We start from the raw sequence: 11,667 nt of genomic DNA, 5'->3' as shown, positions 1-11,667 counted from the left end.
GCTGGCTTGCACATGAAGTGCAAGGCGATCCGATGAATACGTCAACTCCGACATTACGCGATCACTGTGGGAGCGGCCTTGCCGGGGCGCTCCTACAGGGAGCGGAGTCAGCGCTACACCGTGCCGTCCCGTGAGGGCGCGGTCGGCCAACCCGCTCAACAGCCATGCTTGCGCCGCAACGGCGCCAGCAGGTCAGCCAGGCCGTTATGATCGACCTCATGCATCAACGCCAGCAACTCCCCTAGCTCTCCTGTGGGAAAGCCCTTGCGCGCAAACCACGCCAGGTAATCGCCCGGCAGGTCGGCAATGATCCTGCCTTGGTATTTGCCGAACGGCATGCTGCGGGTCACCAGCAGTTCGAGACGTTCCGGGTTGAACATTTTCGTACTCGTCATAAAGACGCCCACCATACTGCAAACTGCACGACCCACCTAGGCAGATCATGCAGAACGCGATGCATGGCAATTTGCCTTTATCTTTTAAGCTGCTGATTTAAAAGACTTTATTTTTTTTGGAAAGCTGGCACGAAGGCTGCTCCTGTCTACTTATCAACCCTCAAGGAGTTTGAGTCATGAGCGATACCAATAAAGACGTGATCGATATTCTCAACGACCTGATCGAATACAGCAAAGATGGCCAGAAAGGCTTTCTGAAATCGGCAGAAGACGTCAAGAATCAATACCTCAAAGGCTTCCTGACCGAGCGCGCCACTGGTTGCGGCAAAGCTGTTAAGGAGCTTCAGGACGAGGTCCGTAAATTGGGCGGTGACCCGGAGACGTCCACCAGCTTCACCGGTGACCTGCACCGTGCCTGGATCGAACTTAAGACAGCCTTCACCAGCCATGATGACGAGGCGGTGATGAACGAGACCGAGCGTGGCCAGGACTATGCCCTGAAGGCGTACCGTCAAGCCCGTGAAAAGCTCGTCAAGCTCAACGTCCCTGCCGCAGCAAGCAGCCTGGACCTGGTCGATCGTCAGCTCCAAGGCGTGCAGCAAAATCATGATGAAGTAAAGGCGCTGCGTGACAAGGTCCGCGCTCATTCCTAAGTGACCGGGCCTTCTACCCGGTTGCGGCCGTTGGCCTTTGCCCGGTAGAGCGCTTCATCCGCCCCATCCAGCATGGCTGCAAGGTCTTGCTGGGTGTGTGCGTTGAGGCTGCCAATACCGATGCTCACCGTGACCGGTTGGGTATCGTCACCAAAAGGTGCGAGTCGTGCGACGCTGCGGCATATTCGTTCCGCCAGCATCCGTGCCCCTTCCACGTCGGTTTCCGGCAGTACCACCTGAAATTCCTCCCCGCCATACCGGGCGGCCAGATCGGCCGGCCGACGGATACAGGCCTCGATGGCCTTGGCCACTTCGCGCAGTACATGGTCACCGCCCGCATGGCCGTGGCGCTGATTGAACGCCTTGAAATGATCCATATCCACCATCAGCACCGTCAGTGGTTGGCGCGTACGCTGTGCACGTGCCCATTCAAGGCGCAGCACTTGGTCCAGGTGCCGGCGGTTGGCCAGGCCGGTCAGGCTGTCGGTCGCGGCCAAGGTCGCCAGGCGCTGTTCAGCCTGGAAACGGCGACGCAGCTCGCGACTGAGCAGCCAGGTCAACCAGATGATGCCCGCACACAGCAGCCCGGTGGCAACGCTGACCAGCAGTGCCGTACGGCGCCAGGACGCGAACACCTCGTCGGTGGCATGTACCACCAGCACGATCAGCGGCAAGTCGCCCACGCGGGCAAAGGTATACATGCGCTCGCCGTCATCCCCGGCGGAGGCCGCGACGAAGCTGCCACTCTGCTGCCCGAGTATTCGCTGGAAATTGGGTTTGCCGGCATGCTGGCTACCGACCGATGGATCGGAGGGGCCCATGGGCTGGCGGGCCAGAAGCTGGCCTTCGACGTTGAGCAGGTTCACGCTGCTGTTGGCGCCGATATCCAGGCGTTTGAACAGATCGGTAACGTAGCCAAGGCGCAGCGCGCCAGCCGCGATGCCTGCGAAATCACCGTTCGGGTCGGTGATGCGCCGGCTGAAACTGGTGCACCAGTCCAGGTCGCCCAATCGGGCCTTGAACGGCGGCCCCACCAGCAGGGTGGTGTTGGGGTTGTGCAAATGGGTCTGGAACACGCCTGTGTCCCGGAAGTTGGCCTTGCGCGGTACGCTGCTGGTCGAATCGCCTACCACGTCACCGTTGCTGTTCAGCCACAGTACATCCCCACGCTTGCGGTCGGCGAAGGTGTCATCGAACAGCAGCCGCTGGCGCAGGGGGCCGGGTACGGAGGGCAGCTCCTTGCGGCCTACCGCCCAGATCAGCCTTTGCAGGGCCTGATCGTAAAGCTCGACATTGCGCAAAATGTCACTTTCGATCAATTGCACGATGTTGTTGGCCGAGCGTACGGCCGATTGCTCCACGCTTTCACGCTCGCGCATCAGCAAGTAGCTGACGATGGCCACGATGGCGAACACGGCCAGGCAACTGCCCAGCACGAGAGCAAGTTCGGGGTGCGACCGGGAAGGGGGGAGGCGTAACGGTGAGGTAGGCATGGTCGCGACTGCTGGGGGCCATTTGCGGCGGCGACATTCTAGGCAAGTGAAGATTGTCGGACAAGTTCGCCCGACGGAATTACCGTGCGGCAGGGGTTCCCCTGCCGCGCTGATCAGCCAGTGATTGCAGTGACTGTCAGAACACGTTCAAGGGATAGTCGACAATCACGCGCATCTCGTCGTTGTTGCTGTTGCCGTCAATCGAGGCGTAGCCCTGGCCGCCGCGGTGCGTGGCATACCGTACCAGTACCGAGAGGTCTTTGAGGTCGCCTTCCTGGAACACGTACTTGATGTCCAGGTCGCGTTCCCAGTGCTGGGCATCCTTGCCATCGGCCCGGTAGTAATCGTAGTGGCTGTTGCCCTGGGCGGCCTTGGTCAGGTCGGCCTTGCCCCGCGAGTAAGACAGCGATGCGCTCAAGCCGGGCAAGTCGAGGCCGGCGAAGTCGTACCCGTACTGAAGTTTCCAGGACCGCTCGTTCGGCGCGTTGAAGTCCGAATACATGCGCGAGTTGTCCAGGTAGACGCTGTCACCGAGGTTGATGTAGTCGAACGGGGTATCGCCGTTGACCCGCTGATAGGCGGCCGTCACGGTATGGGCGCCTGCATTGAGTGTCAGGTGAAGGCTGTAGGTATTGTTGTCGATGCTGCCCAGCAAGGCTCGGCCTGTGTCTTGCGTATGGTAGAAATGCGCGCCCGGGTTGAGGCTGACCTGCTCGTTGACCACGTAGGTGTAGTCGAAGTCGGCGTAGTACTGGTTCCAGATGTCCTTCAGTTCGGCCGCATACACGCTGGTAGTGATGTTGGGTGTACCGCTCCAGGCTGCGCCCGCCCAGCTCAGGTGCTTGCTCTTGCCGCGCTCATCCAGCGAGCCATAGTAGGTATCGATACGGCGGTGGCCGCTTTGGTTGTAGGGCTTGGTGAAACTGACCTTGCCACCCTCAAGCAGCAGCCCCTCGACGCTGGTGTTGATCAGGCTGATACCCCGGAACGTTTGCGGCAGCATGCGGGTTTCGCCACCGGCGATCACGGGGTTGGTCAAGAACAGGTCGCCGGCCTTGAACTCGGTGTCCAGCGCCTTGAGCTTGAGCGCCGCGCCTGCTGTGGAAAACGACTGCGGGGCAGCGCCCAGTTCGCCGTCGCCTTTCACATGTGTAGGCAGAATGCTGGTGCCTGCATGACCACCGCCACCGTCCAGCTTAACCCCCAGCATGGCGTGCGCGTCGAGACCGAAACCGACAATGCCTGGCGTGTAACCGGATTCGAAGCGCGCCACTGCCCCTTGACCCCATTCCCGCGTATCGCGTGCACCCTGATTGTGGGAGTCGCGGTTGAAATAAGCATTGCGCAGGTGCAGGTTCAACGATGAACCCGCTACAAAACCTTCGGCATTGTCATCGGTGGCCTGGGCCGTGACGGGAATACTTGCACTGAGCGCAATGAAAAGCGGGGTGAAGCGAAACGCGAAAGACACCGGTATTGACTCCTTGATCGGTAGGCGGGGCAGTGCTTGTTGTAGGAGATGGTCATGCTTGCTGCATGACGAATCTGCCAGGGGAAAACCCAGCGCATACGAAAAAAAGCCGCTGATAGGGCAGCGGCTTTTTAGAGGCTAACATATTGAAACAGATGAATCCCATGGCGCATGTTGAACGCGCCGAGGCGTAGGCTCAGCTGTCGGCGTCGGTATCGACAACCGCTTTGGACGCTGTCTGCTGCGAGGCTTTGACCGTCTCGGCATGCTGGGCGGCCACTGTTTCGCGGGCGTCCTGATGGGCCGCTGCGAACTCGGCGTTGCGGGCCACGAATGCAGGCGACTCTTCGGCCATGGCCAGGGGGGACAACAACAGGGACGACAGGACGAACACGCTGGCAATACCCATACTGTTGGACATTTCTAACTACCTTCTTGCGGTGCAAGTGCTAATGAGGACAGGGGTAAAGTTAGTCGTGTGGAGGCAGTTTAAACAGAGCGAAGTTGGATAAGCACTGTTGCGTAAAAGGTAAGTATCGGGGCTGAAACGGCGCAGATTGTCGTTGAAATGCCCGGTTTAGAGCCTTGTGGCGTGACGAAAGACAAGGCGCTCAGTGGGCGGTGTGAACACACCCTGTGAAAGGATCACCGAACCTTGTGAGTCGCGAAGCTGCGTGGCACGGCCACTGCGTAGGCCACTACAGCCGCAGCGGCGCCCCTGACCGGCTAAAACGGGCTGACGGTGTTCAAGCCAACATCACCCGTCCTGCCCCTAGAACCCGATAAAAGCGTAATAAACCGGTGGCTGGTCAGTCACCTGCACCCCAAGTGCCTGTAACTGGGCCTGCAATACAGCGTCTTCGACATGCAGAGCCCAAGACCCCCCTGTGTCCTGAGGATGCTCTGCAAGGGCTGTGGCAAATGCCTGCATGTCAGGCAGGTAGGCCGTGAAGCCGTTGCCCTTGAGCGCGCTGGTGGTCATGCCCAGTGCTTGGCAGACCGCCACCTTGGCCGCAATGTCTTCCCTGTCTGCCTGCCGAGAGGCCTGCACCAGCGCCTGCAACTCGGCATCGACCAGCTGTGTGCCGTGAATCAGCTCAGGCCCCTGTTGCCAGGCCTCGGGTGGGCAATCCTTGCTCTCGGGCCGCAAGGGAATGTGCGGGTTGATTTCAACCGGATAGATCCTGCACACCAGTGGGCGCTGGTCGTAAATGGCGCACAGGTCGTTGTCGTCCAGGTAGCGGCAACGGCCAGGGTTGAAGGCCGCGAAGGTCACCGATACCCGGACCTGGCCGTCGGCACTGGGCACGGCATGAGAGCGCAACAGCACATGTTCGCGTTGCTCAGGGGGCATGCCAGGGCCGTCCACCACGAATGCCTCTAACAGCACTATCACCTGCCCGCCGTCACGGGCCCAGCGCTGCGACTCGGCCAGGGTCAGGGGCACATGGTGGCCGCTGCAGCACTTGCCGCAGCCGGTGCAGGCGAAACGCAGGCTATCGCTCACTTGGTTTGCGGGCTCCATTCACTCACATACGCCCGCTGTTGCTTGCGGTCATACAGGCACAACTCGGTACCGGTTCGCTGCTTCATGTGCTTTTGCGGGTACAGGCCTTCGACCAGCAGGGCGCTCATGCCGGTCTGGTCGTCGAATTCGGCGGGCTTGCTACGGGCATGGGCGTTCTTGAACTGGCTGGCAGCCAGGCAGGCCTTGAGCATTTGCTGGCGGTGCTCGTTCCAGGCCTGGTTGCTGGAAGCCTGGACGAGGCCGCTGAACAGGGCGCAACTGATCAGGATGAGGCTGATACGTTTCATGCGTGGCTTCCTGTTGGTTGCGAAAGGGGTATGGAAGTATGCCCCAGTCAGTCCGAGGGGCAAACCCGCTGCCGTGTGGGCAGGTCAGCGCTCGGCGAAGACCACCGCCCGCGCCGCCACCACCAGGCAGTCGGTCAACTCCGGGGACGAGAACTTGGTCAAGATGGCATTGGCCCCGGCCTGGGTCGCCTTTTCGCTGCTCATGGCGCTGTCCAGCGAGGTGTGCAGCAGCACATACACGTGCTGGAAATCCGGGCTTTCGCGCAGGCTGCGGGTGAAGGCATAGCCGTCCATCTCGCTCATCTCGATGTCCGAGACGATGACATTGATCTCCTGCGCCGTGCCTTGCAGCTCCAGCAGAATGCCGATGGCGTCCTTGGCACTGCGGGCGGTGCGGCATTCGATCCCCAGGTTGCGCAGGGTATGCACCGACTGTTGCAGGGCGACGTTGCTGTCGTCGACCACCAGGATGTTGGCGGCAGCCAGCAGGCTGGCGTCCTCGACGCTCAGGCCACTGGCGGGCAATTCGACGGGGGGCGGGGCGATGCCGTGAATGACCTTCTCGATGTCGAGCACCTGCACCAAGGTGTTGTCCACGCGGGTGACGCCCGTGATGAACGACTGTTTGCCCGCACCGTACGGCGGCGGTTTGATGTCGGTGCTCAGGCAGTGCACGATGCGGCTGACCGCTTGCACGTGCAGGCCCTGGCGTGAGCGGCTGATCTCGGTGACGATCAAACACCCGCCGTTGGGGTCGGCCAGCGGTTGCTCGCCAATGGCGCGGGACAGGTCGATCACCGACAGCGGATGCCCGCGCAAGGTCGCCACGCCTTTGACATGCGGGTGGGACTCGGGAAGCTTGGTCAGCGCCGGGCACGGAATGATTTCGCTGACCTTGAGCAGGTTGATTGCCATCAGCTTGCCGCTGCGCAGGGTGAACAACAGCAGGGACAACGCGTCCGCGCGGGCATTTTGCTTGGCCATGGTGACCTTCGGTGGGGAACAGGGGATGACAGGTTATCGGCCTGTTCCGTAAAGGCTTTAGGGGCGCTTGCGCTAACGCTCGCGCAAGGCTTCCTTGGCTCGGTTCAGGGGTTTGATGAGGTAGTCGAGTATCGTCTTCTCCCCGGTGCGAATATCCACCGTGGCGATCATCCCTGGCACGATTGCAAACTGCTTGCCGGCCTTGTTCTGCAGGCTGTCCTGTTCGGTGCGAATGAACACCCGGTAATAGTAGATTTCAGGTTTGACCTCGTCTTGCAGAGTATCCGGCGAAATCCCCACCACCTTGCCGTCCAAGCCGCCATACACCGAGTAGTCGTAGGCGCTGATCTTCACTTTGGCGGCCTGATCGGGGTGAATGAAGGCAATGTCCCGTGGCGCGATGCGGGTCTCGATCAGCAGGCGCTCATCCATCGGCACGATCTTCATCACCTGGCCACCTGGCTGCACCACACCGCCCAGGGTGTTGACCTCGATGTCCTTGACGATACCCCGCACCGGCGAGCGCAAGGTCAGGCGCGTCAATGAGTCGCTGCGGCCACGGATTACCTCCGACAGGCTGTCGGCCTCGGCACTGGCCTTGGCCAGTTCCTCCCTGGCCCGCACCAGATACTCCGAGCGTGCCTCGGTGGCCTTGAGCTCCAGTTCCGAGCGCTGGCGGTTCAGGCGGATGACCTCGACGCGGCTGGAAGCGCCCATCTTCGCCAGGTTTTCGGTGATCTTGAGCTCGCTGCGCACCAGCCGCAGCGAGTCCTCGATACCGGCCAGCGTCTGCTCAAGACCACGGCGGCGGGTGGTGTACAGCGCCGTCTCCGCCTCGATCAGCTCGGGCGACTCGCGCAGACTAGCCGGGAATTTCAACGGCTTGCCCGTGACCTCTGCCTGCAGGCGCGCCTGGCTGGCCTTGGCGGCGCGGTACTTGGCTTCGCTTTCGCCCACGCTTGATGATGTCTTGGTCGGATCGAGCTGGGCCAGGACCTGGCCGCGCTCGACCAGATCTCCTTCGGCCACGCTCATCTGCGCGACGATCCCACCTTCGAACGACTGGATCACCTGCTCACGGGAGCTGGGGATGACCTTGCCCGTGCCGGTGGACACCTCGGTCACCTCGAACCAGGCCGCCCAGGCCAGGAATGCCGCCAGCATCACCGCGCACAGGGTGATCAGGCGCCCAGCCCGAAACACCGCCTGGTCATCCTGACCATCGAGGTAAGAGGCGGGAAGTTCATGGTTGCTCATGCCTGCGCTCCTTGCAGTTTGGCCAACGCGGCGTCGCGTGCGTCGTCGATCACGATACGGCCGCCGTCGAGCACCAGGATGCGGTCCACCCGCTGCAGCACGCTCAACCGGTGGGTGGCGATCACCAAGATGCGGCCCTGGCAGAAGCGATCCAGGTTATCCAGCAACCGGCGCTCGGTGATGTCATCGAGCGAAGCGGTGGGCTCGTCCAGCAGCAGCACCTGCGGCTGACGCACCAGCAGCCGCGACAGCACCAGGGCCTGGCGCTGCCCACCGGACAGGCCCAGGCCGCCTTCGAGGATCAGGTGATCCATGCCTTTGGGCAGGCGACGCACGAAGTCCAGCGCACCGGTGGCCGACAGCGCCGCCACCAGCTCCTGATCGCTGGCCTGGCCGGCGCCCAGGGTCAGGTTCTCGCGCAGGGTGCCGTGGAACAGCCTGGCGTACTGGGCCAGCAAGCCCACGTCACGGCGCAGGTCGGCCGGGTCCAGGTGCGCCATGGCGATACCGTCCAGGCTCACCTCCCCCTGCATCAGGTCCATGCTACCGGCCAGCGCCTGCAGCAAGGTCGACTTGCCAGCGCCGTTGCGGCCGAGCACGGCAATGCGCTCGCCCGGGCGAATGTCCAGCTGCGCGATGTTGAGCACAGGCGGCGCCTCTTCGCTGTAGCGGAAGGTGGCCTGGCGCAAGCGGTATTCACCACGCAGGGCAGGCATGTGCACCCGTGCCTCGCCTTCGGGGTGGTCCACTGGCGACTGCATCAGCTTGTCCAGCCCTTGCAGGGCCACCTTGGCCTGCTGCCAGCGGGTCAGTACATGGGTCAGTTGGGCCAGCGGCGCCATCATGCGCGAGGCCAGCATGGAGGCGGCCACCAGGCTGCCAGTGGTCAGGTCGCCGGCGATCACCATGGGCGCGCCGATCACGATGACCACGGCGAATACGGCCCCTTGCACATTCTGCGTCCAGGCCACCAGCCCGTTGGTGAGGGTGCGCAGGCGCAGGTTGGTGTGGGCGCAGGCGGCGTTGTACTGGTTCCATTGCCGCTCGAAACGCGCTTCGGCTTGCAGGGCCTTGATCTCGTCCAGGCCCTGGATGCTCTCGACCAGCATGGCATTGCGCAACGAGGACTCACGCATCGAGGCATTGGCCAACCGTGCCAGGCGCCGCTGCGCGAGCAAGCCCGGCACCACCATCGCCACCAGGGCCACGATCGGCACGAACACCAGCACGCCGCCGATCAGCCAGAACACGAACAGGAACAGCAGGAAGAAGGGCAGGTCGGCCAGTGCCGTCGCGGTGCTGGAGGTGATCAGGTCGCGGATCGACTCCAGCTCGCGCAACTGCGAAATGAACGAGCCGGTGGACTTGGGCCGCACCGAGTTGCGCAGGCGCAGGGCGTGGCCATAGACCAGGTCGCTGACGCGCAGGTCGGCCCGCTTGCCCAACAGGTCGGTGACCTTGAGACGCAGCAGGCGCATGCTGAAGTCGAACACCAACGCCAGCACCACGCCGCCAAACAGCACATACAAGGTCGGCAGTGATTCAGCCGGAATCACGCGGTCGTAGACCTGCATCGAGAACAGCACCCCGGCCAGCGCCAGTACGTTGGCGACCAGTGAGGCGATCATCACTTGCCCGTACGGGCGCAGATCGCGCAGTACGATACGGGCGAACCAGTGCCGGTCGTACGGGGCGGTGTAGTCATCGGTGCGCACATCGCGCAGTGGCCGTGCGGGGCGCAGCAGTGCAACGCGGGTGATCCTGCCTTGCAGCGCATCGCGGGGCAGGCGCGAGGTCAACCCTTGATCGCCTGCGAAGACCACCGCCAGGTCGTCCTCCTGGGTCACCGACTCGACCACCGCCAGTTGGCCGTCATCGAGCTCCAACACCAGCGGCGTGCGCCATTGCCGCAAGCCTTTTGCGTCGAAACGCACGAAGCGCAAGGCCAGGCCGGCTTGTCGGGCCATGTGGCGCAGGATTTCGTCCAGGGGGCGGGCATCCTCATCGGCGGCCAGGCGGATGCGCTGGGGTGACACGTCCAGACGATAATGGTGCGCGACCTGCAGCATCACCTCCAGCCAAGGGCCGAGGTCAGCGCGCGCGCTGGTGGCAGGCGCCGGGGCCTGGGCCGGTTCGGGCAGCGTCACATTGACCGGATCGCTCATGGCTGAATCTCCACACCTTGCAGGTTACGCCCCTCGAGGCCGAAGGCCGCCCGCAGGGCGCCCGTGTTGTAGAGGCAGTCCACGTCCAGACGCAGCAGGTCGGAACGGGTGCCGGCCAGTTCGAAGCGCGACTGGTGGATTTCCTGCTCGGCATTGAGCAAGTCGAGCAGGGGGCGCGTGCCCAGATCCAGGTACTGGCGGCCATAAAGCATTCGCGCTTCCTGGATGCTGTCCTGGCGGGCCTCGAGCGAGTTCAGGCGGCGCCCCAGGCCCGCTGTTTGTGCGGTGGCCTCGGCCAGGCCGCGACGGGCCTGCAGGCGCGCGGCATCCTCGGCCGATTCGGCGGCCGTCAGGGCATAGCCGGCCGCGCGGCTGCGGGCACTGATGGAGCCGCCCTGGTAGATGGGTACCTCCACGTTGAGGTAGATACCGGCCTGGGTACGGTCCAGGCGCGAGTTGTCACGGTTGTAGTCGTTATCCAGGTAGTGGTTGACCTGCGGCTGCAACGACACGGTGGGGTAAGCCTCGGCCTTGGCCTGGGCCAGTTCGGCCTGGCCCTGGGCACGTTGGGCAAGCGCCATCAGTACCGCTGGCAGGCGCTCGTCGCCCTGACTCGGGCGCTTGCAGGCCTGGGCCAGTTCCTGAGGCGGTCGTTCGTCCAGAGAGACCGGCGTGGCACGTCCGAGCAAGGCCGCCAGGGTCGAGCGCCAGCGCTCGTACTGGGCGCTGTATTCCTCCAGCACGGCGCGGGCGCTTTGTACCCGCGATTCTGCCTGGACCACGTCAGAGCGGGTGCTGGCGCCCATGTCGCTGCGCTGGCGAGCCATGTTGGCAATGTCGCCCACCCCGCGGATCTGGTCACGGGCAATGCCGATCAGCTGCTCATAGCGGCGCGTTTCGATCCAGGCATAGGCCGTGTCGCGGGCCAGGTCATCGACCACCAGCAAAATATTGGCCTGGGCCCGGGCGGCTGCGGCCTGGGCAGCGCTGACCGCATGATCGACCTTGCCGAAGTCGTACAGCATCTGCTTGAGCGACAGGTTGATGGCCTGGCTGCTGCGGTCACCGCCGTACCCGGTGTCATAGCCGGTACGCAGCCCACCGGAGATCTGCGGGTAATAACCTGCACGGGCGACGTTGATACCTTCGCCTTGCTTGTACAGGTTACCGATGGCCTCGGCGATGCTGGGGTGCCATTGCGCGGCTTGCAACACGGCCTCGGACAGCCCCAAGGCCTGCGCGCCGGCTACCGGTGCCATGCCCACGGCAGGCCTTGCCGGTACCGCTTCAGGCGCGTCCCTGAGCAGGGACGGCCCGATCTGGCGTAATGCGGGGTCTATGTCATCGGCGGCCTGGGCCGCCGGTTGAAAATTCAAGACCAGGAGCCCGAAGGCTCCCAGCAACCACGGTGACAGCGTACTGCTTGGTTTCACA

The 11,667-nt window shown here is 63.1% G+C and carries 11 protein-coding genes; 1 reads left to right on the top strand and 10 read right to left on the bottom strand.

Annotation, left to right across the window (positions count from 1 at the left end; genetic code table 11):
• Positions 1-155: 155 nt before the first annotated feature.
• Positions 156-380, bottom strand: a complete 225-nt coding sequence (locus B2Y33_RS20205; protein WP_027916579.1) for a DUF3820 family protein — start codon at positions 378-380, stop codon at positions 156-158.
• Positions 381-571: 191 nt separating this feature from the next.
• On the opposite strand from B2Y33_RS20205, the gene B2Y33_RS20200 reads away from it, so the two are divergent.
• Positions 572-1,048, top strand: coding sequence for a PA2169 family four-helix-bundle protein (locus tag B2Y33_RS20200; protein WP_027916578.1), 477 nt, complete (start codon positions 572-574; stop codon positions 1,046-1,048).
• Here the strand turns inward: B2Y33_RS20200 and B2Y33_RS20195 are convergent.
• The 9 genes from B2Y33_RS20195 to B2Y33_RS20155 form a co-directional block, all read right to left on the bottom strand.
• Positions 1,045-2,541, bottom strand: a complete 1,497-nt coding sequence (locus B2Y33_RS20195) for a sensor domain-containing diguanylate cyclase (RefSeq protein ID WP_027916577.1) — start codon at positions 2,539-2,541, stop codon at positions 1,045-1,047. The genes B2Y33_RS20200 and B2Y33_RS20195 overlap by 4 nt on opposite strands.
• Positions 2,542-2,677: 136 nt before the next feature.
• Positions 2,678-4,012, bottom strand: coding sequence for an OprD family porin (locus tag B2Y33_RS20190; protein ID WP_125922011.1), 1,335 nt, complete (start codon positions 4,010-4,012; stop codon positions 2,678-2,680).
• 196 nt (positions 4,013-4,208) lie between these two features.
• The gene (locus B2Y33_RS20185; protein WP_028688221.1) at positions 4,209-4,433 is read right to left on the bottom strand and encodes a hypothetical protein; all 225 of its coding nucleotides are present in this window, start codon (positions 4,431-4,433) and stop codon (positions 4,209-4,211) included.
• A 351-nt stretch (positions 4,434-4,784) separates the two neighbouring features.
• Positions 4,785-5,519, bottom strand: a complete 735-nt coding sequence (locus tag B2Y33_RS20180; RefSeq protein ID WP_027916574.1) for a YkgJ family cysteine cluster protein — start codon at positions 5,517-5,519, stop codon at positions 4,785-4,787.
• Complete coding sequence (locus B2Y33_RS20175) at positions 5,516-5,827, bottom strand: hypothetical protein (protein WP_027916573.1); 312 nt, start codon at positions 5,825-5,827, stop codon at positions 5,516-5,518. Before B2Y33_RS20175 ends, B2Y33_RS20180 begins: the two co-directional genes overlap by 4 nt.
• An 84-nt stretch (positions 5,828-5,911) precedes the next feature.
• Positions 5,912-6,811, bottom strand: coding sequence for a chemotaxis protein (locus B2Y33_RS20170; RefSeq protein ID WP_027916572.1), 900 nt, complete (start codon positions 6,809-6,811; stop codon positions 5,912-5,914).
• A gap of 72 nt (positions 6,812-6,883) precedes the next feature.
• A complete protein-coding gene (locus B2Y33_RS20165; RefSeq protein ID WP_023534727.1) occupies positions 6,884-8,068 on the bottom strand; it encodes an HlyD family type I secretion periplasmic adaptor subunit in 1,185 nt (394 codons plus the stop codon).
• A complete protein-coding gene (locus B2Y33_RS20160) occupies positions 8,065-10,233 on the bottom strand; it encodes a type I secretion system permease/ATPase (RefSeq protein ID WP_206405992.1) in 2,169 nt (722 codons plus the stop codon). Before B2Y33_RS20160 ends, B2Y33_RS20165 begins: the two co-directional genes overlap by 4 nt.
• Positions 10,230-11,666, bottom strand: a complete 1,437-nt coding sequence (locus B2Y33_RS20155; RefSeq protein ID WP_206405993.1) for a TolC family outer membrane protein — start codon at positions 11,664-11,666, stop codon at positions 10,230-10,232. Before B2Y33_RS20155 ends, B2Y33_RS20160 begins: the two co-directional genes overlap by 4 nt.
• Position 11,667: the final 1 nt, after the last annotated feature.

It is taken from the genome of Pseudomonas sp. UBA5666 (genome assembly GCF_002420785.1).
Classification (GTDB): Bacteria; Pseudomonadota; Gammaproteobacteria; order Pseudomonadales; family Pseudomonadaceae; genus Aquipseudomonas; species Aquipseudomonas fulva.
This window is presented reverse-complemented; position numbering and strand designations above follow the sequence as displayed.

Bases quoted from the DNA above. Each gene is read 5' to 3' on its own strand.
- B2Y33_RS20205 (WP_027916579.1), bottom strand. From the start codon at position 380: ATGTTCAACCCGGAACGTCTCGAACTGCTGGTGACCCGCAGCATGCCG.
- B2Y33_RS20200 (WP_027916578.1), top strand. From the start codon at position 572: ATGAGCGATACCAATAAAGACGTGATCGATATTCTCAACGACCTGATC.
- B2Y33_RS20195 (WP_027916577.1), bottom strand. From the start codon at position 2,541: ATGCCTACCTCACCGTTACGCCTCCCCCCTTCCCGGTCGCACCCCGAA.
- B2Y33_RS20185 (WP_028688221.1), bottom strand. From the start codon at position 4,433: ATGTCCAACAGTATGGGTATTGCCAGCGTGTTCGTCCTGTCGTCCCTG.
- B2Y33_RS20175 (WP_027916573.1), bottom strand. From the start codon at position 5,827: ATGAAACGTATCAGCCTCATCCTGATCAGTTGCGCCCTGTTCAGCGGC.
- B2Y33_RS20170 (WP_027916572.1), bottom strand. From the start codon at position 6,811: ATGGCCAAGCAAAATGCCCGCGCGGACGCGTTGTCCCTGCTGTTGTTC.
- B2Y33_RS20165 (WP_023534727.1), bottom strand. From the start codon at position 8,068: ATGAGCAACCATGAACTTCCCGCCTCTTACCTCGATGGTCAGGATGAC.
- B2Y33_RS20160 (WP_206405992.1), bottom strand. From the start codon at position 10,233: ATGAGCGATCCGGTCAATGTGACGCTGCCCGAACCGGCCCAGGCCCCG.